Source organism: Hydrogenobaculum sp. Y04AAS1 (genome assembly GCF_000020785.1).
Taxonomy (GTDB): Bacteria; Aquificota; Aquificia; order Aquificales; family Aquificaceae; genus Hydrogenobaculum.
Genome location: NC_011126.1, coordinates 236,304 through 257,343, shown reverse-complemented (window position 1 = coordinate 257,343; position 21,040 = coordinate 236,304). Strand labels below are relative to the sequence as shown.

The 21,040-nt window shown below is 37.4% G+C and carries 37 protein-coding genes; all 37 read right to left on the bottom strand.

All coding sequences use genetic code 11. The features are described from left to right. Positions 1–51 precede the first annotated feature (51 nt). The 37 genes from ffh to rpsL all read right to left on the bottom strand — a co-directional run bounded on the left by ffh (position 52) and on the right by rpsL (position 21,003). On the bottom strand, positions 52–1,359 hold the full coding sequence (ffh, locus tag HY04AAS1_RS01510; RefSeq protein ID WP_012513342.1) for a signal recognition particle protein: 1,308 nt from the start codon (positions 1,357–1,359) through the stop codon (positions 52–54). A gap of 26 nt (positions 1,360–1,385) precedes the next feature. Then, on the bottom strand, positions 1,386–1,622 hold the full coding sequence (locus tag HY04AAS1_RS01505; RefSeq protein WP_012513341.1) for a YggT family protein: 237 nt from the start codon (positions 1,620–1,622) through the stop codon (positions 1,386–1,388). After that, positions 1,619–1,975 (bottom strand): 50S ribosomal protein L17, encoded by a 357-nt coding sequence (gene rplQ / locus HY04AAS1_RS01500; RefSeq protein WP_012513340.1) that lies wholly within the window; start codon positions 1,973–1,975, stop codon positions 1,619–1,621. The genes HY04AAS1_RS01505 and rplQ overlap by 4 nt, the downstream gene beginning before the upstream one ends. Positions 1,976–1,979: 4 nt before the next feature. Continuing rightward, complete coding sequence (locus HY04AAS1_RS01495) at positions 1,980–2,939, bottom strand: DNA-directed RNA polymerase subunit alpha (protein ID WP_012513339.1); 960 nt, start codon at positions 2,937–2,939, stop codon at positions 1,980–1,982. 10 nt (positions 2,940–2,949) lie between these two features. After that, a complete protein-coding gene (gene rpsD / locus HY04AAS1_RS01490) occupies positions 2,950–3,573 on the bottom strand; it encodes a 30S ribosomal protein S4 (RefSeq protein ID WP_012513338.1) in 624 nt (207 codons plus the stop codon). Between the two features lie 3 nt (positions 3,574–3,576). Then, positions 3,577–3,969: a 30S ribosomal protein S11 gene (gene rpsK, locus HY04AAS1_RS01485; RefSeq protein ID WP_012513337.1), complete on the bottom strand. Its 393-nt coding sequence runs from the start codon at positions 3,967–3,969 to the stop codon at positions 3,577–3,579. Between the two features lie 12 nt (positions 3,970–3,981). Continuing rightward, entirely contained in the window at positions 3,982–4,362 is a 381-nt protein-coding gene (gene rpsM, locus HY04AAS1_RS01480; RefSeq protein WP_012513336.1) for a 30S ribosomal protein S13, read from the bottom strand. 14 nt (positions 4,363–4,376) lie between these two features. Further along, entirely contained in the window at positions 4,377–4,490 is a 114-nt protein-coding gene (rpmJ, locus tag HY04AAS1_RS01475) for a 50S ribosomal protein L36 (protein WP_012513335.1), read from the bottom strand. A 9-nt stretch (positions 4,491–4,499) separates the two neighbouring features. Continuing rightward, a complete protein-coding gene (gene infA / locus HY04AAS1_RS01470; RefSeq protein WP_012513334.1) occupies positions 4,500–4,742 on the bottom strand; it encodes a translation initiation factor IF-1 in 243 nt (80 codons plus the stop codon). A gap of 1 nt (position 4,743) precedes the next feature. Beyond that, positions 4,744–5,517: a type I methionyl aminopeptidase gene (map, locus tag HY04AAS1_RS01465; RefSeq protein WP_012513333.1), complete on the bottom strand. Its 774-nt coding sequence runs from the start codon at positions 5,515–5,517 to the stop codon at positions 4,744–4,746. Further along, positions 5,514–6,149: an adenylate kinase gene (locus HY04AAS1_RS01460; RefSeq protein WP_012513332.1), complete on the bottom strand. Its 636-nt coding sequence runs from the start codon at positions 6,147–6,149 to the stop codon at positions 5,514–5,516. The genes map and HY04AAS1_RS01460 overlap by 4 nt, the downstream gene beginning before the upstream one ends. Continuing rightward, on the bottom strand, positions 6,149–7,441 hold the full coding sequence (gene secY / locus HY04AAS1_RS01455; RefSeq protein ID WP_012513331.1) for a preprotein translocase subunit SecY: 1,293 nt from the start codon (positions 7,439–7,441) through the stop codon (positions 6,149–6,151). Before secY ends, HY04AAS1_RS01460 begins: the two co-directional genes overlap by 1 nt. After that, the gene (rplO, locus tag HY04AAS1_RS01450) at positions 7,434–7,892 is read right to left on the bottom strand and encodes a 50S ribosomal protein L15 (RefSeq protein WP_012513330.1); all 459 of its coding nucleotides are present in this window, start codon (positions 7,890–7,892) and stop codon (positions 7,434–7,436) included. The genes secY and rplO overlap by 8 nt, the downstream gene beginning before the upstream one ends. Further along, a complete protein-coding gene (rpmD, locus tag HY04AAS1_RS01445) occupies positions 7,889–8,068 on the bottom strand; it encodes a 50S ribosomal protein L30 (RefSeq protein ID WP_012513329.1) in 180 nt (59 codons plus the stop codon). Before rpmD ends, rplO begins: the two co-directional genes overlap by 4 nt. A 3-nt stretch (positions 8,069–8,071) precedes the next feature. Then, on the bottom strand, positions 8,072–8,641 hold the full coding sequence (gene rpsE, locus HY04AAS1_RS01440) for a 30S ribosomal protein S5 (RefSeq protein ID WP_012513328.1): 570 nt from the start codon (positions 8,639–8,641) through the stop codon (positions 8,072–8,074). A gap of 9 nt (positions 8,642–8,650) precedes the next feature. Beyond that, positions 8,651–9,019, bottom strand: a complete 369-nt coding sequence (rplR, locus tag HY04AAS1_RS01435) for a 50S ribosomal protein L18 (protein ID WP_012513327.1) — start codon at positions 9,017–9,019, stop codon at positions 8,651–8,653. An 11-nt stretch (positions 9,020–9,030) separates the two neighbouring features. After that, entirely contained in the window at positions 9,031–9,576 is a 546-nt protein-coding gene (gene rplF / locus HY04AAS1_RS01430) for a 50S ribosomal protein L6 (RefSeq protein ID WP_012513326.1), read from the bottom strand. 12 nt (positions 9,577–9,588) lie between these two features. Further along, entirely contained in the window at positions 9,589–9,999 is a 411-nt protein-coding gene (rpsH, locus tag HY04AAS1_RS01425) for a 30S ribosomal protein S8 (RefSeq protein ID WP_012513325.1), read from the bottom strand. Between the two features lie 11 nt (positions 10,000–10,010). Further along, the gene (locus tag HY04AAS1_RS01420) at positions 10,011–10,199 is read right to left on the bottom strand and encodes a type Z 30S ribosomal protein S14 (protein ID WP_012513324.1); all 189 of its coding nucleotides are present in this window, start codon (positions 10,197–10,199) and stop codon (positions 10,011–10,013) included. Positions 10,200–10,208: 9 nt separating this feature from the next. After that, complete coding sequence (gene rplE, locus HY04AAS1_RS01415) at positions 10,209–10,772, bottom strand: 50S ribosomal protein L5 (protein ID WP_012513323.1); 564 nt, start codon at positions 10,770–10,772, stop codon at positions 10,209–10,211. A gap of 5 nt (positions 10,773–10,777) precedes the next feature. After that, complete coding sequence (gene rplX, locus HY04AAS1_RS01410) at positions 10,778–11,134, bottom strand: 50S ribosomal protein L24 (protein ID WP_012513322.1); 357 nt, start codon at positions 11,132–11,134, stop codon at positions 10,778–10,780. Beyond that, on the bottom strand, positions 11,134–11,499 hold the full coding sequence (gene rplN, locus HY04AAS1_RS01405) for a 50S ribosomal protein L14 (RefSeq protein ID WP_012513321.1): 366 nt from the start codon (positions 11,497–11,499) through the stop codon (positions 11,134–11,136). The genes rplX and rplN overlap by 1 nt, the downstream gene beginning before the upstream one ends. 52 nt (positions 11,500–11,551) lie before the next feature. Next, a complete protein-coding gene (rpsQ, locus tag HY04AAS1_RS01400) occupies positions 11,552–11,830 on the bottom strand; it encodes a 30S ribosomal protein S17 (RefSeq protein ID WP_012513320.1) in 279 nt (92 codons plus the stop codon). Further along, entirely contained in the window at positions 11,827–12,027 is a 201-nt protein-coding gene (rpmC, locus tag HY04AAS1_RS01395) for a 50S ribosomal protein L29 (protein ID WP_012513319.1), read from the bottom strand. Before rpmC ends, rpsQ begins: the two co-directional genes overlap by 4 nt. Then, a complete protein-coding gene (gene rplP, locus HY04AAS1_RS01390) occupies positions 12,024–12,449 on the bottom strand; it encodes a 50S ribosomal protein L16 (RefSeq protein ID WP_012513318.1) in 426 nt (141 codons plus the stop codon). The genes rpmC and rplP overlap by 4 nt, the downstream gene beginning before the upstream one ends. 4 nt (positions 12,450–12,453) lie before the next feature. Continuing rightward, on the bottom strand, positions 12,454–13,149 hold the full coding sequence (gene rpsC / locus HY04AAS1_RS01385) for a 30S ribosomal protein S3 (protein WP_012513317.1): 696 nt from the start codon (positions 13,147–13,149) through the stop codon (positions 12,454–12,456). Next, the gene (gene rplV, locus HY04AAS1_RS01380; protein ID WP_012513316.1) at positions 13,149–13,514 is read right to left on the bottom strand and encodes a 50S ribosomal protein L22; all 366 of its coding nucleotides are present in this window, start codon (positions 13,512–13,514) and stop codon (positions 13,149–13,151) included. Before rplV ends, rpsC begins: the two co-directional genes overlap by 1 nt. A 9-nt stretch (positions 13,515–13,523) precedes the next feature. Beyond that, positions 13,524–13,820 (bottom strand): 30S ribosomal protein S19, encoded by a 297-nt coding sequence (rpsS, locus tag HY04AAS1_RS08470; protein WP_198002731.1) that lies wholly within the window; start codon positions 13,818–13,820, stop codon positions 13,524–13,526. Between the two features lie 164 nt (positions 13,821–13,984). Next, positions 13,985–14,851, bottom strand: coding sequence for a 50S ribosomal protein L2 (rplB, locus tag HY04AAS1_RS01370; RefSeq protein ID WP_012513314.1), 867 nt, complete (start codon positions 14,849–14,851; stop codon positions 13,985–13,987). 10 nt (positions 14,852–14,861) lie between these two features. Continuing rightward, entirely contained in the window at positions 14,862–15,161 is a 300-nt protein-coding gene (rplW, locus tag HY04AAS1_RS01365; RefSeq protein ID WP_012513313.1) for a 50S ribosomal protein L23, read from the bottom strand. After that, positions 15,158–15,760 carry a 50S ribosomal protein L4 gene (gene rplD, locus HY04AAS1_RS01360; RefSeq protein WP_012513312.1) on the bottom strand — a complete coding sequence of 201 codons (603 nt, stop codon included), beginning with the start codon at positions 15,758–15,760 and terminating at the stop codon, positions 15,158–15,160. Before rplD ends, rplW begins: the two co-directional genes overlap by 4 nt. 1 nt (position 15,761) lies before the next feature. Beyond that, on the bottom strand, positions 15,762–16,460 hold the full coding sequence (gene rplC, locus HY04AAS1_RS01355; protein ID WP_012513311.1) for a 50S ribosomal protein L3: 699 nt from the start codon (positions 16,458–16,460) through the stop codon (positions 15,762–15,764). Positions 16,461–16,464: 4 nt separating this feature from the next. After that, positions 16,465–16,779: a 30S ribosomal protein S10 gene (gene rpsJ / locus HY04AAS1_RS01350; RefSeq protein WP_012513310.1), complete on the bottom strand. Its 315-nt coding sequence runs from the start codon at positions 16,777–16,779 to the stop codon at positions 16,465–16,467. 10 nt (positions 16,780–16,789) lie between these two features. After that, entirely contained in the window at positions 16,790–18,007 is a 1,218-nt protein-coding gene (gene tuf / locus HY04AAS1_RS01345) for an elongation factor Tu (protein WP_012513297.1), read from the bottom strand. Between the two features lie 13 nt (positions 18,008–18,020). Beyond that, on the bottom strand, positions 18,021–20,099 hold the full coding sequence (gene fusA / locus HY04AAS1_RS01340; RefSeq protein WP_012513309.1) for an elongation factor G: 2,079 nt from the start codon (positions 20,097–20,099) through the stop codon (positions 18,021–18,023). Between the two features lie 14 nt (positions 20,100–20,113). After that, a complete protein-coding gene (rpsG, locus tag HY04AAS1_RS01335) occupies positions 20,114–20,596 on the bottom strand; it encodes a 30S ribosomal protein S7 (protein WP_012513308.1) in 483 nt (160 codons plus the stop codon). Next, the gene (gene rpsL / locus HY04AAS1_RS01330; protein ID WP_012513307.1) at positions 20,596–21,003 is read right to left on the bottom strand and encodes a 30S ribosomal protein S12; all 408 of its coding nucleotides are present in this window, start codon (positions 21,001–21,003) and stop codon (positions 20,596–20,598) included. Before rpsL ends, rpsG begins: the two co-directional genes overlap by 1 nt. Between the last annotated feature and the right edge of the window lie 37 nt (positions 21,004–21,040).

Genomic DNA, 21,040 nt, shown 5'->3' with positions numbered 1-21,040 from the left:
ATAATCGCCTACCACTCCGGCGATATTTATATTTGAAATATTCTTCATAGGTTAAAACGGGAGCCCTAAACCACCAAACGGTGATTTCTGATTTTTTAGTTTTCTAATCATCTTTTTCATATCTTGATACTGTTTTAAAAGCTTGTTAACATCAGAAACAGTGGTACCGCTACCTTTCGCTATTCTTTGTTTACGACTTAAGTTTATAACGTTTGGATTTGCCCTTTCCTCAGGAGTCATAGAATCTACCATAGCTATAATACGTTTAAATATCTTTTGATCAACCTTTATATTTTTCAACTGGGAACCAACTCCTGGTAACATTGAAAGCACTTTATCAAGAGGACCCATGTTCATCATAAAACTTATATTTTTCTTCAAGTCATTTAGATCAAACTCACCTCTCATCATTTTATAGGTTATAGCTTGAGCCTCATCCTCACTAATAACCTGTTCAGCTTTCTCTATAAGACTTTGCAAATCACCAAGACCTAATATTCTTTGGGCGATTCTATCTGGATAAAATTGATCTATATCCTCTAACTTTTCACCCACACCTATATACTTTATGGGGATACCTATGGCATCTTTTATAGAAAGCGCTACGCCACCTCTGGTATCACCATCCATTTTGGTAAGAATAGCTCCAGTAAGCCCTACAACTTCGTTAAAAGTTTTAGCTACAGAAAGAGCTTCTTGTCCTTGCATGCTATCGGCTACGTATATAACCTCAGATGGTTTTACGGCTTCTTTGATAGCTCTTAACTCTTCCATTAGTTCGTTATCTATATGAAGCCTACCAGCGGTGTCTAAAAACAAATAATCGTATTTTTTGCTTTTAAAAGCCTCAAACGCCTCTTTGGCTATATCAACAGGGTTTTTGTCTGGACTAAACTCTAAATATTCTACACCCGCTAACTCAGATACACGCTTTAATTGAAGCATGGCTGCTGGTCTTCTTACGTCTGTAGATACTGTCATAACACTTCTACCGTTTTTCTTCATAAGATTTGCTAGCTTACCTATTGTTGTAGTTTTACCAGTACCTTGAAGACCAACAAACATTACCACCCCTTCTTCTAAAGGAGAAGCATTTCCACCAAGCGTTTTTACAAGCTCATCGTAAACGCTCATTATAATCATATCTGTGGGGGATAGGTGGGTTTTTATCTCTTCAGAAAAGATACGCTCTCTTAACCTTTTGATAAAATCTTTTGCTACATCGTAATCTACATCAGCTTCCAACAAAGCGGCTCTAATATCTCTAAGAGTATCGTTAACTAACTTTTCATTTAACTTTTTAGCGCCTTTTAGCTTCTCTAAGCTTCCACTAATCTTTTCCGTTAAAAGTTCCAGCATAGCCTATATTATACCATAATATAACACTATCTCAAAATATGCTGCAATACCACCAGTATAAATATAAGCACCGCTGGAGATAAATCAAGCCCAGCTACAGGTGGCACAATCCTTCTTATAACATCAAGAGGTGGCTCTATTATCCTTGCTAAAAAATCAAAAAAACTATTGTTTGTAAATTGCGGAAACCAAGAGCCAAGCGAATATATAATTATCAAAATTATATAAACCTCAATAAAAGCGTCTACAAGTCTTGCTATCATTCAACAAACTCTATTATGGCAAGCTCTGTGCTATCTCCTGGCTTCCGGTTTGGTAGCTTAACGATCCTTGTATAACCACCGTTCCTTCCTTCGAACCTAGGAGCTAATTCTGTAAAAAGCTTTCTAATTGCCTCTTTATCTGGAAGGAGCGACAAAGCTCTTCTTCTAGAAGCCAAGTCACCTTTCTTAGCTAGTGTTATAAGCCTTTCCACAAACGGTCTTAAAGCCTTTAACTTGGCTTCAGAGCTTTCTATCTTTTCAAATAATATAAGAGACCTAGCTAAAGACCTCATCAAAGCAACCCTTTGTTCAGCAGTCCTACTAAAATGTTTTTTCTTAACTCTATGTCTCATAACATCACACCTCTGAACTTCTTTGTTCTCCTATGTTCATGCCTAGAGAAAAACCCATGTTTTTAAGAGCTTCTTTTATTTCAGTCAAAGCTTTTCTGCCTATATTTTTAGAGCTTTTAAGCTCATCCTCTGTAAGCTGTACAAGTTCTCCTATGGTTGTTACCCCTATCCTTTTCAGCGAGTTTAAAGCCCTTTGAGAAATATCAAGCTCTTCTATAGAAAATGTAAGCTTTTCCATTAACTCGTCGGGAGGCATCGGCTCTGGTAAGGTTGGTACTTCATAAGATATATTTGTAAGCATATTCATATGTTTTACTATAAGCTCTACAGCTTGCTGAATAGCCGTATCTGGAGATACAACACCGTTGGTGGTAAGCTCGAAAGTAAGTTTATCATAGTCTGTTCTGTCACCCACTCTAGTAGCCTCTACTCTAAAAGCTGCAACTTTTATAGGAGAAAAATCAGCATCAAGCACTACCCATCCGGCTTCTCCTATTTGCTCCATTTCATCAGACATAACATAACCTTTGCCTCTTTCTATACGTATTTCCATTTTAAGAGTTGTATTAGCAGAGTTTATCGTAGCAATGTAAGCATCTTTGTTTATAATGGTGACATTTGGAGGAGTTTTGATATCAGAAGCTAAAACAACACCTGGCGCATTTTTTTCCAAATACAAAATCTCTAAATCAGAATCTTTCAAGTCAAATCTAACATTTTTAAGATTTGCTATAATCTGTAAAACATCTTCTTGGACACCTTCAATAGTAGAAAACTCGTGTTGAACACCTTCTATCTTTACAGCGGTGATAGCACTACCGTATATAGAAGAGAGTAAAACCCTTCTAAGAGCATTGCCTATTGTAGTGCCATAGCCCCTTTCTAAGGGTTCCACAACAAACCTACCATAATTTTTATCTTTTTCTTCCCAATATATTTTCATCGGAAAAATAAACTCTTTCATATCTTTCCCCTTACACCCTTGAATAATACTCAATGATGTACTGCATGTTTATAGGCACTTCCAAAACAACATCCTTAGGTTTATCCACAACCTTACCTCTAAAATTATCTTTATCTATTTCAAGCCAGTGAGGTACGCTTCTTGGATCAAGGTTTTCAAGGTTTTGCCTTATCTGAGGTATATCTTTAGAGTACACCTCTATTATATCTCCAACGTTTACCTGATAGGATGGTATGTCAACTTTCTTTCCGTTTACCATTATATGGCCATGTACTACAAACTGACGAGCTTGCCTTCTGGTACAAGCTATACCCAATCTATAAACTACGTTATCTAAGCGTCTTTCTAAAAGCTCTATCATTACAGAAGCTGTATTACCTTTTGCCTTTGAAGCTTTATCAAAGTACTTTCTAAATTGAGACTCTCTTAAACCGCCGTACAACATTTTAAGTTTTTGTTTTTCATTTAACCTAAGCCCAAACTCTGTAGATTTAGCCCTACGACCTTTGGTTCTACCGTGTTGACCTGGTGGGAAATTTCTTCTGGTTAAAATCTTGTTGCCGCTTAACTTCCCTGAAACAACGACGCCGAATCTTCTGTCTACCTTAGACCAAGCTTGTATCTTTCTTCCCATATATCACACTCTCCTTCTAGAAGTTGGTCTACAACCGTTATGAGGTATAGGGGTAACGTCCCTTATAGCTTTTATTTTAACGCCGGCGGCCTGAATAGATCGTATAGCAGATTCTCTACCAGCACCTGGGCCCTTTACCCAAACCTCTGCTTCCTGTAAACCGTATTCGTTTACAGCTTTTTTTATAGCCTTCTGAGCAGCTACTTGAGCAGCATAAGGAGTACCTTTTCTAGTGCCTTTAAAACCAGTGGTACCACCAGATTCCCAGGCTAGAGTATTTCCAAGAGAGTCAGTTACAGTTATTATAGTGTTGTTAAATGTGCTGTAAATATGTACTATTCCACTGCTTACATTACGTTTTTCTTTCTTTGCTTCTTTAGTTCTTTTCTTAGCCATTGTAAAACCTCCTTACTTTGATACCTTCTTCTTGTTGGCAACGGTACCTTTTCTCCTTCCTTTTCTCGTTCTAGCGTTTGTCTTTGTTTGCTGACCTCTTACCGGTAGCCCTCTAACATGTCTGAGACCTCTATAGGTACCTATATCTACCAACCTTTTTATATTCAACTGCACTTCTCTTCTCAAATCACCTTCAACTTTTATATTTTGCTCTATATACCTTCTCAATTGATTCAACTCTTCTGGTGTAAGTTCACCAAGCTTCTTTATAGATGGTATGCCAGTTTGTTCACAAACCTCTCTAGCCTTAGACCAACCTATGCCATAAATGTATGTCAACGCCACTTCCAATTTCTTATGATCTGGTAAATCAACACCTGCTATTCTAGCCATATAAAACCTCCAACTTAACCTTGCCTTTGCTTATGCTTAGGATTTTCACAAATCACCATAACACGTTTTTTCCTTCTTATAATTTTACACTTTGGACATATCGGTTTTACAGATGGTCTTACCTTCATAAAAGCCTCCTAAACTCTATAAATAATTCTACCTTTTGTAAGATCGTAAGGTGTCATTTCCACCTTAACTCTATCACCTGGTAAGAGCTTTATAAAATGGATCCTCATCTTACCAGACACATGAGCTATTATAGTATGTCCATTGTCCAATTTAACTCTAAACATAGCGTTTGGAAGAGCCTCTTCTATAACACCTTCAAACACTATACCCTTTTCTTTTTCCGGTTCTTGATTCTTGTTCTTCTTTGCCATATCACCACTCCGTTAACACTACAGGACCGTCTTCAAGTATAGCTACCGTATGCTCGAAGTGACAAGCGTACTTACCTTTTGCTTTTACAGTCCAACCATCGTTTGATTTATAAACAGCGCCATTACCAGTGGTAAACATAGGTTCTATAGCTATCACCATACCAGGCCTTAACTGTGCGTTCATTTTAGAAGTAATAACCTCTGTACAATTGGCTACAAAAGGTTCCTCATGGCTGTTTCTACCTATTCCATGACCACCGTATTCGCACACTACACCAAAACCATACTCTTTTGCTACGGTTTCTATGCTTTTAGATATATTATAAAGGTAGTTTCCCGGTTTACATTGTGCGATAGCCTCATATAACGCCTTTTTTGTAGCCTCAATAAGTTTCCGATTTTCTAAAGAAATATTACCAACCCCTATCGTCATGGCCGCATCACCTGCATAACCATCGTATATAGCGCCAAAATCAAGACTTACAAAGTCACCATCCTTTATCTTTTTTGTTTTTGATGGAATACCGTGCACTACTTCATCGTTTATAGAAACACACAAAGCAGCCGGGTATTTTTTTTTGGAAAATGGCGGTTGATAATTCAAAAAAGCCGGTATACCACCAAGCTCTTTAGTCTTTTCTCTAGCTGCCATTTCCAAATCGTAAGTTATAACTCCTGGTTTTACCATAGAAGCTATATATTTTAGCACATCACTAACTATTTGACAAGCTTTTTTTATCTTTTCTATCTCAGATTTTGAATAAAGCTCTATCATAACATACTTTTTAGTTTTTCGAAGACCTCTTCCTGAGTACCATCAGCAGACACTACAAAAAGCTTGTTTTTATATTTATAATACTCTATGAGCGGGAAGGTTTGTTCTTTGTAAACTCTCAATCTATTTACTATAACCTCTTCCTTGTCATCATCTCTTTGAATTAGAGGTGTGGCATCGTTATCGCATAGAGTATCATTCTTTGGCTTTTGATAATAAATATTGTAAGTGGCACCGCACTTTGGACATACTCTTCTACCAGAAAGACGTTTTATAATAACATCATCCTCTAAATCAAAGTAAAACACCTTATCCACTTGTAGCCTCATAGTATTAAGCATTGTTTCAAAAGCTTCTGCCTGATTTACATTTCTTGGAAACCCATCAAAAACATAATTTTTATGAGGAGCCTCAGTTAAAATATTTTTTATCATAGCTATAATTAAATCATCCGGCACCAAAAGTCCCTGCTTCATATACTCTTCAGCCTTTAGACCAAGAGGAGATTTCTTAGAGACTTCTGCTCTTAGCATATCACCAGTAGATATGTGCTCAAAACTAAGCTCACTTTTCAAAAGAGCCCCTTGCGTACCTTTACCAGAACCAGGAGGACCCAACAACACCAAAATCATCACTTTTTCCTCGTATAAGCTTTATACTTTTTAGTTATTATTTGAGCATCTATTTGATTTAGAGTATCTAAGGCTACTCCAACCACTATAAGAGCGGTGGTACCACCAAAGTAAAAAGGTACTTTTAACCAAACAGTCAAAAACAAAGGCACAATAGCCACTATGGATAAGAAAGCAGCTCCTATGATAACTAACCTATTTATAACACTTTCAAAAAACTTTACAGTTTGTTGACCTGGCCTTACACCTGGTATGAAACCATTTGCTTTTTTCAAGTTCTCAGCCACATCGTAAGGATTAATCAAAACAGCTGTATAAAAATATGTGAAAAATATTATTAGCACCACGTAAGCAAAATTGTAAGGCAAAGAAAGAGGATTAAAAGCATCATGTATAGACTGAGCTATGGGATTCTTTATAAATCCTAGTATTGTAGAAGGAACAATTAAAAGAGATTGAGCAAATATAATAGGTATAACACCTGCTGGATTTAGCTTAATGGGTAAATATGTAGCACCACCAACAAATTCTTGCCTTCCCACTTGCCTTCTTGGATATTGTATAGGTATTCTTCTCTCTGCTTCTTGAAATATTACAATAGCGGCTATTACAGCAATAATTATAAGTATAGCCCCTACGAAAGCAAAAGGACTAATATCTCCATGCCTAAGCATAGATACAAATCTTATGGTAGCCTCTGGAAAATTGGCAACTATACCGGCAAATATAAGCATAGACATGCCGTTGCCTATACCTTTTTCCGTTATCATATCACCAAGCCATACCAATATCATAGTGCTGGCTACCATTCCAAGTACCGCAACAACTACAAAAAGTATTCCACCATGAGGAACAACAGGATATCCGTGAGGAGAAGTCTGATGTTCCAACCAAGTAGCTATGCCCAGCGATTGGAAACCTGCAACAAACACTGTTATATATTTTGTGTATTCGTTTATTTTCTGCCTTCCGTAATCACCCTCTTCCTTTGCCAATTTTTGAAGTTCCGGTATTGCGCTTGATAAAAGCTGCATAACGATAGAAGCTGATATATAAGGCATTACACCAAGAGCAAACAATGTCATCCGCGAAAGATTACCACCAGAAAATATATCGTACAAAGAAAACAAAGACCCTTTTAAGTTGCTCATAAAGTCCGCTAGAGCTACAGGGTCTACACCAGGAATCGGTATATGGCTACCAAGTCTATATATAGCAAATACTATTAAAGTAAATACTACTCTTTTTCTTAAGGTTTCTAGTTCAAATATTTCTTTTAAAAAATTATTCACCTGCTGCCTCTAAAATCTCCACACTACCACCAGCAGCTTCTATTTTCTGCTTGGCGGATGAAGATATAGCATCTACTTTTACCTTAAATTTTTTAGTGACTTCACCCATACCTAAAATTTTTACAGGTTTACCCTTTTTTATCAAGCTTTTAGCAAGAAGAGTTTCTTTGGTAATCTCATCGCCATCGTTAAAATGTTTTTCTAGCATTGATAAATTTATTACAGAATATTCCTTCTTAAAAGGACTTCTAAAACCTACCTTTGGTACTCTCATATGTAGTGGTGTTTGACCACCTTCAAAGTAAGGAGCCACTCTGTTGTCACCAGACCTAGACTTCTGACCTTTATATCCTCTGCCTGCTGTTTTACCTTTACCAGAACCTAAACCCCTACCTATACGCTTTTTATCTTTTACAGCGCTTTCATTTGGTTTTAACTCATGCAAATTCATGACAGCTCCTCCACGCATACAAGGTGTTTTACCTTTTCAAGGTTTCCACATACCATAGGATTTTTCTCTAATATAACGGTTTCACCAACTTTCTTTAGACCTAAACTCCTAACAGCTTCTTTTTTTGCTTTATCTTTGCCAGCCAATCCTCTTCTCAAAACTATCTTAAGCTTCATAAATCACCTCGCGTATATGTTGTATCTTTCTCTCAAATCCTCTACAGTTGCACCTTTTACTTTAGCTATTGCATCTATATCTCTTAATTTTAAAAGCGCATCAAACACAGCCCTTACTACGTTATGATGATTTGAACTTCCCACTACCTTTGTAAGCACATCCGTATAGCCCGCCAATTCAAATATAGGCTTAGCAGCACCGCCAGCTATAACACCGGTGCCTCTTCTAGCTGGAAAAGCTATAATGCGAGCAGAACCATACTCTCCAACAACGTCATGAGGTATAGTGCCATTTACTATAGGAACTCTTATGGTTTTCTTTTTAGCATCTTCTATTGCTTTTGCTATAGAAAGTGGAACTTCTCTAGCTTTACCAAGTCCAAACCCTACATAACCTCTTTTATCACCTATCACTACCAAAGCGCTAAAAGAAAAACGCTTCCCACCTTTTGTAACACGGGTAGTTCTGGCAGCTTCTAAAAGCCTCTCTTCAAACTGAATATCATCAAGAGTGGTTATACCTTGCTCTATCCTTTTAGCGTCTATCCTTTGGTTTAAATCCTTAGCGCCCACGTTAACCTCCTAATTTATAAGCCCTAACTCTCTGCACTTTTCTGCAAAAGCCTTGACTTTACCATGATAAAGATAACCAGATCTATCAAAAACCGCTTTATCTATACCTTTTTCTTTGGCTTTTTGGACCAAAATTTCAGCTACTTTCTGAACAGCTTCTATAGACTTGCCACCTCTTTTACCAGTGGCATCCACATATTCTTTGCCCAAAGATGATACTGTAAGAATAGCGTTACCAGTAATATCATCCACCAAAGAAGCGTAAAAAGCGTTCAAGCTTCTGTACATACATAATCTTGGTCTTGAAGCTGTACCGCTTATTTTTTTTCTTATCCTTCTATGCCTTTTAATACGCTTTTCTTCTCTCGTAAGCTTCATACCTTAACTCCTTACTTCTTACCTTTACCTGCAGATTTCCCTGGTTTTAGTTTAAGCACTTGACCTTCGTATCTTATACCCTTTCCTTTGTAAGGATCGGGTTTCCTAAACTTTATAATTTCAGCAGCCACTTGACCCACTAACTGTTTATCTATACCGGATACTGTAATCTTATTTTCTTTAACCTCAAGCTTAATACCAGCAGGCGGTTTATAGTATATTGGATGTGAATACCCTAAATTTAACTCCAGTTCTTGACCTTTCATGGCCGCTTTATAGCCAAGACCAACCACCTCTAAAGTCACTGAGTATCCCTTAGAAACACCTTCTATCGTGTTTTTTATAAGAGCTGCAGTGGTACCATGCATAGCCTGAGCAAAAGGAGACTCTTGATTTTTTGATACCGTTATTTGATTGTTGTCTATCTTTACATTCACAATTTCATGAACAGGCATTGACAGTTTGCCCTTGGGACCTTCTATAGTTAACACATTACCATCTAAAGAAACCTTAACGTTGTTAGGTATAGCTATTGGTTTTTTACCTATTCTAGACATAGCACTCTCCTTTTAATAAACGTATCCTATAATTTCGCCGCCCTTTTTAAGTTTTCTGGCTTGAGCATCTGATATTATACCACTATCACAAGACACTATGGCCAACCCAAGACCCCTTCTTACATGAGGCATCTTCTTTATAGGTGTATAAACTCTTCTACCTGGAGTAGATACTTTTTCTATATTTTCTATTGCAGAACGTGTTTTTCTTTGATCAAGATACTTTAAATAAATCCTTATAGTAGGTTGATTACCCTTTTTATGGGCATCATCTTCTAAAATTTCATAATTTTGTATATAACCTTCTTGTTTTAAAAGCTCTAAAATACGTTGTTTTAATTTAGAGTGCGGTACATCCACAAAATCTCTTTTTCTTTGAATACCATTTCTAATTCTAGCAAACATATCAGCAATAACATCCATACATTACCACCTCACCAACTGGATTTTCTTACTCCGGTAATCTCACCGCTTAAAGCCATCTCTCTAAAACACAACCTACACATGTTGAATCTCCTTAAAAACCCTCTAGGTCTTCCGCATATAGGACATCTATTTTTTTGTCTAGTGGCATACTTAGGGAAATGCTTCAAATCCTTTACAACTTTCGCTTTTCTAGGCATACATCCTCCTTAATAAGCTCTTATGGGCAATCCAAGCAAAGCTAACAAATACAAGGCTTCCTCATCAGTTTTTGCGCTTGTATTAATAAGAATATCCATACCTCTTATGGCGTCTACTTTTTCATAATCTATCTCTGGAAACACTATTTGCTCTGATAAACCAAAAGCATAATTTCCTCTACCATCGAAAGACCTAGGATTTAAACCTTTAAAATCTTTCACACGAGGCAACGCTACAGATATTAACTTATCTAAAAAGTTCCACATTCTATCCTTTCTTAAAGTAACCTTTAAGCCTATTGGAAGTCCTTTTCTTAACTTAAAAGAAGCCTCTGATTTTTTAGCTTTTCTAACAGAAGGATATTGGCCAGTTATAAGCTTTAAATCTTCCATAGCTCTATCTAGATTTTTTATATCGCTTATAGCTTCTCCTACACCCATATTTACCACTATCTTTATTATCCTTGGAACTTCCATCGGGCTTTTATAATTAAACTTTTCCATCAATCTAGGTACCACAACTTTTTCAAATCTCTCTTGCAATCTTTGTTTTTGCTTCACATCTGTAGACATAAGTCTTACCTCTTCACCTTATTTTTCTCATAAACAAGATCTATGTTTTCATTACACTTTTTACAATATCTATATTTTCTAACTACACCATCTTTCTCTTCTATTCTAAAGCCTACTCTTGTAGGTTTTTCGCATTTTGGACATACAAGCATAACCTTAGATATAGGCATAGGAAGCTCTATTTCGTATATACCGCCTTCTCTTCTTCCTTCTATAGCCTTAACGTGCTTTTTAGCTATGTTGATGTTTTTAACGATTGCTTTACCGCTTTTGCTATCCAAAAATTCAACAGTACTGATTTTGCCTCTATCTTTACCAGCCAATACTTTTACTTTATCGCCTCTTTTTATCTTAAAAGCCATTATACAACCTCCGCAGCCAAAGAAGCAATCTTGGTAAAACCTCTATTTCTGACTTCTCTTGCTATAGGTCCCAATATACGAGTACCGAGGGATTCACCATACTGATTCAATAGTATGACGGCATTATCATCAAATTTTATATAAGAACCGTCGCTTCTTTTTAGCTCTTTGGCAACCCTTACCACTACAGCTCTATAAACTTTACCTTTCTTAGCTGCGCCGTTTGGGGTTGCTTCTTTAACGGTCACCGTTACAACATCTCCAACACTAACATACTGTCTTAGAGCATAAGGTATACCTATCATCTGCACCTTTTTTGCTCCAGAATTATCAGCCACATTCAAATAACTCTGCCTCTGTATCATAAGCTCTCTCCTGAATAAAGCATTCTAAAACGAATATTATAGCATAATTTATCTAAGACTGCAAAGAAGAATTTTTAGATAAAATTTTAACTACCACCCATCTTTTTGTTTTGGATATCGGTCTAGTCTCTCTGATAAGCACAACATCGCCGACAGAGCAAGCATTCTCCGGATCATGAGCATGGAATTTAGTAGATTTTATAACTCTTTTACCGTACAATGGATCTGGCATTTCTCTATTTACTTTTACAACTACAGATTTATCCATCTTGTTGCTAACAACAACACCTTTAAACTCTTTTCTCTTCTGATGCCACTTTTTCTCTTTCATACCGCTTGGCCTCTCCTCTTTTCGTTTATTACTGTCAAAATCCTTGCTATATCTCGCTTTGTATCCCTTATTTTAGAAGGCTCTTTAAGACCTTCGATCTTTTTTGTAATACGGAGTTTAAACAACTCTGTTTTCAACTCTTTAAGCTTAGCCTCAAGCTCTTGTATGCTTAACTGATGAAGATCTCTAGCTTTCATATGCTCATGCCTCCTGCCTTAACAAGTCTTACCTTTATAGGCAGCTTAGCGGATACTTTTCTAAAAGCTTCTTCGGCCATATCTTGAGGTACATCTGAGAATTCAAACATTATTCTACCAGGTTTTACAACGGCTACATAGCCTTCTGGATCACCTTTACCACCACCACCTCTAACCTCTGCAGGTTTCTTGGTATATGGCTTATCGGGAAAAATTCTAATCCATACCTTTGTACCCTTTCTTAGACTTCTCACCAAAGCTATACGAGAAGCTTCTATCTGTCTCTGAGTAATCCAATGGCTTTCCAACGCTTGAATACCGTATTCTCCAAAAGCCACCTGATTTCCTCTAAAAGATTTACCTTTTAAAGTACCTCTCTGGGTTTTTCTATATTTTTGTCTACTAGGTTGTAAAAAAGACATTTCCTTATACCTCCTTTGCTTGGCTTACAAGATCTTCTTCTATCTTTTTCATTATCTCTTCTTTTCCACCTTTTAGTATATCGCCTTTATAAATCCACACCTTTATACCCAAGATACCGTATTTCGTATAAGCAGTAGCATAACCATAATCTATATCAGCTCTTAGTGTTTGTAGAGGCATTCTACCCACCAAGAACCACTCAGCTCTAGCCAAATCAGCACCACCTATTCTGCCTTTTACTTGAACTTTTATACCTTTTGCACCGCTTTTAATAGCGTTATCTATAGCTCTTTTCATAGCTCTTCTATGAGATACGCGCCTTTCAATTTGAAGAGCTATATCCTCAGCCACAAGTTGGGCATCAAGCTGTGGTACTCTAACCTCATCTACGCTTAAGCTTATATCTTTGTTTTTAACAATTCTTTCCAAATCGTTCTTCAATTGATCAACTTCAGCACCTTTTCTACCGATTATTATACCTGGTTTAGAAGATAAAATCCTTACCCTTATCTTCTCTCCTGATCTTTCAATGGTCACCTTTGATATACCGGCTGATTTATATCTTTCTTTAATATATTTCCTAATAACAATATCTTCATGTAAAGTATTTGGATATTCTTTTTTAGAAGTGCACCATTTGCTTAACCAATCTTTTGTAACCCCTATTCTAAAACCTATTGGATGAGTTTTTTGACCCATTACTTAGCCTCCTCAGTAGCTTCTTGCAACTCTCCTAAAGCTATAGTGATATGAGATGTATTTTTTCTCATCATAGTGGCCCTACCATGAGCTCTTGGCATCCACTTTCTAAACATAATACCTTTATCAGCTTTCGCTTCCAATATCACTAACTTCGTAGGATCAATACCCTTTTGCTCAGCGTTTGCTACAGCACTCTTTAAAACATTTTTTATAATCACAGCAGCTTTTTTGTTCATAAAACTAAGCTGGTACATAGCATATTCTACGGGTTTTCCTCTTAAAAGCCTCAACACTTGAGAAGCCTTAAGGGGTGAGATCCTAGCGTTTTTATGAACAGCCTTACTTACTACTTCTATACTCATAATCTTACCTCACTTCTTCTTTACTACTTTAGCAGATTTTTCTGGGTGAGATCTAAAAGTCCTAGTAGGAGCAAATTCCCCCAACTTATGACCTACCATTTCAGGAGTTATATATATGGGTACGAAAGTCTTACCGTTATGAACAGCTATAGTATGGTTAACAAAATCGGATATTACTTGGCTATCCCTAGAATAAGTCTTAACTACTTTTCTATCACCGGTCTGATTCATTTTTCTTATCGTCGCCCATAGCTTTGGATCTACCCAAGCTTTTTTGTTTACAAAAGCTCTAAATTCATCCCAAATTTCCTGATATCTTTTTTTAGCATTTTCTATAAGTTCATCGTTGTTAGAAAATTCAACCTTTCTAACCTTTTTATAAGCTTTTTGAGCTTTTTTATAAAGCTTCAAAAATGTATCTAAATCCTCTATCAATCTATTTCTCTTATTCCAAGCACCTCTAAAACCCATTATACCTTACCTCCAGCATTCCTCTTAGATATTATGAACCTATCGGAATATCTCTTTCCTCTCTTGGTCTTATAGCCTTTAGTTTTCCAACCCCAAGGAGATTCTGGATGCTTACCTTTTGTTTTACCTTCACCACCACCATGTGGGTGATCCACTGGGTTCATAGCTGTACCACGAACATTTGGTCTCATACCTAGCCATCTAGATCTACCAGCCTTTCCCAGTTTAACAAGCTCATGTTCGGCTAGGCCTACAACACCAATGGTAGCCATACATTTATCATTTATAAGCCTTACCTCACCAGAAGGTAAACGCACTTGAGCATATCCTTCTATCTTACCTATAACTTGGGCTGATAAACCGGCGGCTCTTACAAGCTTTGCCCCTCTGCCGGGATTTAACTCTATGTTGTGAATAAAAGTACCCACAGGAATAAATCGCAAAGGCATAGCGTTGCCGGGCTTTATATCAGGAAGTTCCTTTCCTTTAATAGCGTCTTCATAGCTTATAGAAACCACCGTATCTCCTACGTTAAGTTTATCAGGCCACAAAATATACTTTTTTTCACCATCTTTATAATGAAGCAAAACTATACGAGCACTTCTAAATGGGTCATACTCTATTGAATAAACTTTTGCCGGTATAAGACTTTTGTCTCTCTTAAAATCTATCAAACGATATCTTATTTTGTTACCAGCGCCTTTCCATCTTGAAGTAATTTTACCCTGTTGCCTACTTCTACCCAAAGCCCTTTTATAGTAATAAGTAAGGCTTTTTTCTGGTTCTCTCCTGGTAAGCTCAGAATAATCGTAAAGTATAGCGTGTCTTTGTCCATTTGTTACAGGTTTTAACTTTCTTACACCCATATATATAACCTCACAAGCTCATAAAATCTATTTTTGAATTCTTATCAAGGGTAATAATGGCCTTCTTATAACCTCTTGTGGCACCGTAAACTCTGCCTCTTCTTGTTATTGTCCTTTTTACCCTTGGTCTTGCATAAAGAGTGTTAACAGCTTTCACTTTTACTCCAAACAGCTTTTCCACAGCATGCTTTATTTCATGTTTGTTAGCATCTTTGTGAACTTCAAATACATACTTATTTAAATCTTCCATCAATCTATTTGTCTTTTCAGTGATTATAGGACGTATAATAACTTCCTCAGGTGCTCTCATAAATTTACCCTCTCATAAATTTTTTCCAAGGCTCCTTGCTCTATCAACAAAGCATCAGCCCAAAGAATATCGTAAACATTAAGACCTACAACGGGTAATACTTTTGTATTTGGTATATTTTTAAAGCTTTTAGAAACAATATCGTTTTGATCTTTTGTCACTACCAAAACTTTCTTGTCAGATATACCTTTTTCTTTTAAAAGCTCAAAAGCCACCTTAGTTTTGGGCTTTCCTAAAGAAGATAACAAAGATTCTAATACATAAACAGAGTTGTTCTTAGCTTTTGTGCTAAGAGCCATAGCAAGAGCTATTTTTCTGTACTTTTTAGATAGCTTATATTCATAATCTCTAGGTGTAGGACCATGTACAACACCGCCACCAACAAATATATTTGCAGATCTGGCACCGTGTCTAGCGTTACCAGTACCTTTTTGAGGCATTATCTTCTTCTTGCTACAATTTACCTCAGCTCTAGTCTTTGTGGAATGAGTACCTTGCCTTCTTTTAGCAAGCTGCCATCTAACCACATCCCACAAAATATGCTTTTTAGGTTCTACATTAAAAACATCATCTCTTAGTTCTACACCATTCACCAACATATCACACTTCCTGCCTTAAAAGATTTGATGGTATAAAAGACAAACGATCCTGCTTCCTTTGAGCTTTCTTCCTAAAGGCAATATGACTCTTTTCTATATATACAATTCCATCTTTATGACCAGGCACAGAGCCATTCACAAGAATAATTCCTTTATCCTTTAAAACATCCACAACTACAAGAGCTTGAACTCTTATAGTTTCGTTACCATGTCTTCCAGCCATTCTTTTGCTCTTCCAAACTCTACCAGGATCAGTACGATTTCCCACAGAACCTACAGCCCTATGATATCTATGACCGTGAGATTTTGGAAAACCACCAAAATCCCATCTTTTCATGGTACCTGTAAAACCTCTACCCTTTGACCTTCCCACTATATCCACCAACTCACCAGGTGAAAATATATCAACACCTAGTTCCTGACCTAACGCGAAACTAGAAACATCATCTACTCTAAATTCTTTTAAATATTTTAAAGGTGTCAAATTGGCTTTCTTAAAATGACCAACCATTGGCTTTTTAAATCTACTTTGCTTTAAAGGAATGCTACCTACCTGTATGGCATTATAACCGTCTGTTTCAGAGCTTTTAATATAAACCACATAGTTAGGTTCTACTTTAATAGCCGTTACTGGAATAGCTGTGCCATCATTTAAAAAAACTCTCATCATTCCAAGTTTCTTACCTATAAGACCTATCATATCTTCAACCTCTCATCTTAACTTCAATATCAACACCAGCTGGAAGACTTATCTCCATAAGAGATTCTATAGTTTGTGGTGTAATCTTTACTATATCTAACATCCTCTTGAACTCTCTGATTTCAAAATGCTCCCTAGATTGATCAAACTTATGAGGTGAACGTAAGACCACCCAGCGCCTTCTAGAAGTGGGCAGAGGGATCGGCCCCTTTACGGAGCTTCCCGTTCGTTTAACTGTTTCCACTATTTGCTTGACAGATTGATCCAAAAGTTTATAATCGTAAGATTTAAGCTTTATACGTATTTTATCCTGCTCCATACTTTCTGCCTCACTCTATAATCTTGGTGACAACACCAGCACCAACTGTTCTACCACCTTCTCTTATGGCAAATCTAAGGCCTTCTTCCATAGCTACTGGATGTATTAGCTCTACTTCAAACTCTACGTTATCACCAGGCATTACCATCTCTTGACCTTCTGGAAGCTTTACCACTGTACCTGTTACGTCAGCGGTTCTTATGTAGAACTGAGGTCTGTAGTTTAGGAAGAATGGAGTGTGTCTACCACCTTCTTCTTTTGACAATACGTAAACTTGAGCTTTGAACTTTTTATGTGGAGTTATAGAACCTGGCTTTGCTAAGACTTGACCTCTTTCTACTTGGTCTTTACCTACACCTCTTAATAACACACCTACGTTGTCACCGGGTAATGCTTCGTCAAGGATTTTTCTAAACATTTCCACAGATGTGGCTGTAGTTTTTAGGGATTCTTCTTTTAGACCTACTATTTCCACTTCTTCGCCTGGTTTTAGCACACCTCTTTCTACTCTACCTGTGACAACTGTACCTCTACCAGATATGGTAAAGACATCTTCTATTGGCATTAGGAATGGCTTATCAGTTTCTCTTTGAGGAGATGGTATATAGTCATCTAAGGCTTTCATAAGGTCTACTATTGCATTGCACCATTTGTCTGGTTTGCCTTTGTCTAGTTCTTCAAGGGCTCCTAAAGCAGAACCTCTTATAATTGGCACATCATCACCCGGAAATTCGTACTTGTTTAGTAGGTCTCTTACTTCTAACTCTACTAGATCTAATAGCTCTGGATCATCTACCATATCGCATTTGTTCATAAATACCACTATGTAAGGGACGTTAACTTGTCTTGCTAGCAAAACGTGTTCTCTGGTTTGGGGCATTGGACCATCTGCTGCTGATACAACAAGTATTGCACCGTCCATTTGAGCGGCACCTGTAATCATGTTCTTTATGTAGTCTGCGTGTCCGGGACAGTCAACGTGAGCGTAGTGTCTTTTTGGTGTTTCGTATTCAACGTGAGTTATGTTGATGGTAATACCTCTTTCTTTTTCTTCAGGTGCTTTGTCTATTTCTTCATAACGGTAGCATTTTGCCTTACCGCCTGATAATACACCAGCACCTAACACACAGGTGATAGCAGATGTTAAGGTAGATTTACCATGGTCAACGTGACCTATGGTACCTACGTTGATGTGCTCTTTCTCTCTAACAAACTTTTCCTTTGCCATAAGCTACTCCTTTTTAAGTATGAGTTCTTTCTCCAACTACTTTCTCTGTAATACTTTGAGGTGCTTCACTGTAATGGGAGAATTTCATAATAAATGTACCACGCCCCTGTGTTAAACTTCTAAGGTTAGTAGCGTAACCAAACATTTCAGAGAGTGGTACATGGGCTTTTATAGAAGTGATAATACCTTTGTTTTCCATACCCATAATTTTGCCACGTCTTGAGTTTAAATCTCCTATAACATCCCCTACGTAATCATCTGGAGTTTCAACTTCTACTTCCATTATAGGTTCTAAAAGTACTACACTAGCTTTCTTAGCAGCTTCTTTAAAAGCCATAGAACCGGCTATCTTAAAGGCTATTTCAGAAGAGTCCACTTCATGGTAAGAACCATCAAAAAGTTTAACCTTAACGTCAACCACCGGATAACCAGCCAATACACCATTCTCCATGGCTTCTTTTATACCTTCTTCCACAGGAGGAATAAACTCTTTTGGTATAACACCACCTACTATAGCATTTTCAAATACAAAGCCGCTTCCTCTTTCTAACGGTTCTACCTCTATAACAACGTGGCCGTATTGACCTCTACCACCAGTTTGTCTTATAAACTTACCTTCAGCCACAGCTTTACCTTTTATAGCCTCTTTGTAAGCCACCTGAGGCTTACCTACGTTTACCTCTATGTTGTATTCCCTCTTCATCCTGTCTACCATTATTTCAAGATGAAGCTCACCCATTCCGTGTATCAACGTTTGCCCAGTTTCTGGGTCCATAGAGGCTTTAAACGTCGGATCTTCTTTCATGAATTTATTTAACACTTGAGAAAGTTTCTCTTGATCTTTCTTCGTTTTTGGCTCTATAGCCATAGATATAACAGGTTCTGGAAACTCGAGTTTTTCCAAAATAATAGGGCTCTTCTCATCGCATATGGTATCACCAGTAGCAGCATCCACACCTACAGCTGCAGCAATCTCACCGGCGGCAACCTCTGTAATATCTTCTCTTGTATTGGCATGCATCAAAAGTAGTCTTCCAACACGCTCTTTTTTATCTTTAGTAGAATTTAGCACATAAGAACCAGCCTGAACTTTACCAGAGAATACTCTAAAATAGCTTAACTGACCTGCATAAGGATCAGATACTACTTTGAAAATATAAGCGCAAAACGGTTGATCATCTTCTGGAAGCCTTGTTTCTTCTTGAACTGTTTTTGGATTTATTCCAACCACCGAAGGAACATCCAAAGGAGAAGGAAGATAATCTACAACAGCATCCAATAGAGGTTGAACACCCTTATTTTTAAAAGAAGAACCACATAAAACAGGCACTAACTGTTTATTTATAGTAGCTTTTCTTAAAGCTTGCTTTAGCTCATCTGTGCTGATCTCTTGACCTTCCAAATATTTTTCCATTAAAGTGTCGTCCGTTTCAGCTATAGATTCCACCATTTTTTCACGCCATTCTTGAGCCTTAGCTTTATATTCTTCCGGAATATCCCTTATTTCGTATTTCGCACCCAAGGTTTCTTCAAGCCATATAATGGCATTCATATTCATAAGATCTACGACACCAACAAAATTATCTTCTGTACCTATAGGTATTTGAATGGCTACTGGTTTTATCGTAAGTTTTTTTACTATCTCATCGTAAACTCTATAAAAATCTGCGCCTAATCTATCTAATTTATTTATAAAAGCTATACGAGCAACGTTGAATTTATCTGCCCATCTCCAGTTCGCTTCCGATTGGGGCTGTACACCTTCAACAGCTGAAAATATAAATATGATACCGTCCAAAACACGCATTGACCTTACAACTTCTACAGAGAAGTCTACGTGCCCTGGAGTATCTATTATGTTTATTTGCTTACCAGCCCAATAGCAAGCCGTAGTAGCTGCTGTAATGGTAATGCCTCTTTCTTTTTCTTGAGGCATCCAATCCATCGTTGCAGCACCTTCATGCACCTCACCTATTTTATAGGTTTTACCAGTATAATAAAGTATACGCTCCGTAGTAGTAGTTTTACCAGCGTCTATGTGGGCTACTATACCTATGTTTCTCAAATCTTGAATAGGAACTGTCCTTGGCATATTCTATCTCCCTATTACCACTTAAAATGAGCAAAAACTTTATTAGCTTCCGCCATTCTGTGAGTATCTTCTTTTTTCTTTACAGCAGCACCTTTATTTTCTATGGCGTCCATAATTTCTGCTGCCAACCTTTCTTCCATCGTATAAGAACCCCTGTGTCTTGCTCTTTCTCTGGCTGCATCCACAAGCCATTTTATACCCAAGGACTCTCTTCTATGTTCTTCTACTTCCACTGGTACTTGATAAGTAGCACCACCAACACGACGAGGACGCACTTCCCAAACTGGCTTGACATTTTCAAGAGCCTTTTCAAGCACTTCCACTGGCGATAAATTTAGCTTTTCAGCCACTCTCTCTAAAGCAGTATAGACTATATATTCGGCTGTACTCTTCTTGCCGTCTTTCATAACTTTGTTTATAAGTTTGTGAACTATAATACTGTTGTATTTAGCATCTGGCAATATCTCTCTTCTTGGAACTCTTCCTTTCCTAGGCATTACTTCTTACCCCCTTTCGTAGCTTGAGCGGCACCAGCTTTAGGCCTCTTAGCACCATACTTTGACCTAGACTGTCTTCTATTGGCAACACCGGCAGTATCTAAAGCTCCACGAATTATCTTATATCTAACACCTGGTAAATCTTTTACCCTACCGCCTCTTACAAGCACTATAGAGTGCTCTTGAAGGTTATGTCCTTCTCCTGGAATATAACAAGTAACTTCTATGCCGTTTGACAATCTTACCCTAGCAACTTTTCTAAGAGCAGAGTTTGGCTTTTTTGGCGTTACAGTATAAACACGTACGCAAACGCCTCTTTTCTGAGGATTGCCCTGCAAAGCAGGAGCCTTACTCTTTTTCTTTATCTTCTCGCGTCCTTCTTTTATAAGCTGATTCACAGTTGGCATTTACTTTCTCCTCCTAAACAATAAGCTAATATTTTAG

Coding starts and splice junctions, on each gene's coding strand:
- ffh (WP_012513342.1), bottom strand. CDS start 1,359: ATGCTGGAACTTTTAACGGAAAAGATTAGTGGAAGCTTAGAGAAGCTA.
- HY04AAS1_RS01505 (WP_012513341.1), bottom strand. CDS start 1,622: ATGATAGCAAGACTTGTAGACGCTTTTATTGAGGTTTATATAATTTTG.
- rplQ (WP_012513340.1), bottom strand. CDS start 1,975: ATGAGACATAGAGTTAAGAAAAAACATTTTAGTAGGACTGCTGAACAA.
- HY04AAS1_RS01495 (WP_012513339.1), bottom strand. CDS start 2,939: ATGAAAGAGTTTATTTTTCCGATGAAAATATATTGGGAAGAAAAAGAT.
- rpsD (WP_012513338.1), bottom strand. CDS start 3,573: ATGGGAAGAAAGATACAAGCTTGGTCTAAGGTAGACAGAAGATTCGGC.
- rpsK (WP_012513337.1), bottom strand. CDS start 3,969: ATGGCTAAGAAAAGAACTAAAGAAGCAAAGAAAGAAAAACGTAATGTA.
- rpsM (WP_012513336.1), bottom strand. CDS start 4,362: ATGGCTAGAATAGCAGGTGTTGATTTACCAGATCATAAGAAATTGGAA.
- rpmJ (WP_012513335.1), bottom strand. CDS start 4,490: ATGAAGGTAAGACCATCTGTAAAACCGATATGTCCAAAGTGTAAAATT.
- infA (WP_012513334.1), bottom strand. CDS start 4,742: ATGGCAAAGAAGAACAAGAATCAAGAACCGGAAAAAGAAAAGGGTATA.
- map (WP_012513333.1), bottom strand. CDS start 5,517: ATGATAGAGCTTTATTCAAAATCTGAGATAGAAAAGATAAAAAAAGCT.
- HY04AAS1_RS01460 (WP_012513332.1), bottom strand. CDS start 6,149: ATGATTTTGGTGTTGTTGGGTCCTCCTGGTTCTGGTAAAGGTACGCAA.
- rplO (WP_012513330.1), bottom strand. CDS start 7,892: ATGAATTTGCATGAGTTAAAACCAAATGAAAGCGCTGTAAAAGATAAA.
- rpmD (WP_012513329.1), bottom strand. CDS start 8,068: ATGAAGCTTAAGATAGTTTTGAGAAGAGGATTGGCTGGCAAAGATAAA.
- rplR (WP_012513327.1), bottom strand. CDS start 9,019: ATGAAGCTTACGAGAGAAGAAAAGCGTATTAAAAGGCATAGAAGGATA.
- rplF (WP_012513326.1), bottom strand. CDS start 9,576: ATGTCTAGAATAGGTAAAAAACCAATAGCTATACCTAACAACGTTAAG.
- rpsH (WP_012513325.1), bottom strand. CDS start 9,999: ATGGATGTTATTGCTGATATGTTTGCTAGAATTAGAAATGGTATTCAA.
- HY04AAS1_RS01420 (WP_012513324.1), bottom strand. CDS start 10,199: ATGCCTAGAAAAGCGAAAGTTGTAAAGGATTTGAAGCATTTCCCTAAG.
- rplE (WP_012513323.1), bottom strand. CDS start 10,772: ATGTCTACAGATGTGAAGCAAAAACAAAGATTGCAAGAGAGATTTGAA.
- rplX (WP_012513322.1), bottom strand. CDS start 11,134: ATGGCTTTTAAGATAAAAAGAGGCGATAAAGTAAAAGTATTGGCTGGT.
- rplN (WP_012513321.1), bottom strand. CDS start 11,499: ATGATACAGAGGCAGAGTTATTTGAATGTGGCTGATAATTCTGGAGCA.
- rpsQ (WP_012513320.1), bottom strand. CDS start 11,830: ATGAAAGAGAAAAAGTGGCATCAGAAGAGAAAAGAGTTTAAAGGTGTT.
- rpmC (WP_012513319.1), bottom strand. CDS start 12,027: ATGAAAGCTAGAGATCTTCATCAGTTAAGCATACAAGAGCTTGAGGCT.
- rplP (WP_012513318.1), bottom strand. CDS start 12,449: ATGTCTTTTTTACAACCTAGTAGACAAAAATATAGAAAAACCCAGAGA.
- rpsC (WP_012513317.1), bottom strand. CDS start 13,149: ATGGGTCAAAAAACTCATCCAATAGGTTTTAGAATAGGGGTTACAAAA.
- rplV (WP_012513316.1), bottom strand. CDS start 13,514: ATGAGTATAGAAGTAGTAAGTAAGGCTGTTCATAAAAACGCTAGGATC.
- rplB (WP_012513314.1), bottom strand. CDS start 14,851: ATGGGTGTAAGAAAGTTAAAACCTGTAACAAATGGACAAAGACACGCT.
- rplW (WP_012513313.1), bottom strand. CDS start 15,161: ATGAGAGCACCTGAGGAAGTTATTATACGTCCTATAATCACTGAAAAG.
- rplD (WP_012513312.1), bottom strand. CDS start 15,760: ATGTTGGTGAATGGTGTAGAACTAAGAGATGATGTTTTTAATGTAGAA.
- rplC (WP_012513311.1), bottom strand. CDS start 16,460: ATGATAGGTCTTATAGGTAAGAAACTTGGAATGATGAGAGTTTTTTTA.
- rpsJ (WP_012513310.1), bottom strand. CDS start 16,779: ATGGAGCAGGATAAAATACGTATAAAGCTTAAATCTTACGATTATAAA.
- tuf (WP_012513297.1), bottom strand. CDS start 18,007: ATGGCAAAGGAAAAGTTTGTTAGAGAGAAAGAGCACATCAACGTAGGT.
- fusA (WP_012513309.1), bottom strand. CDS start 20,099: ATGCCAAGGACAGTTCCTATTCAAGATTTGAGAAACATAGGTATAGTA.
- rpsG (WP_012513308.1), bottom strand. CDS start 20,596: ATGCCTAGGAAAGGAAGAGTTCCAAGAAGAGAGATATTGCCAGATGCT.
- rpsL (WP_012513307.1), bottom strand. CDS start 21,003: ATGCCAACTGTGAATCAGCTTATAAAAGAAGGACGCGAGAAGATAAAG.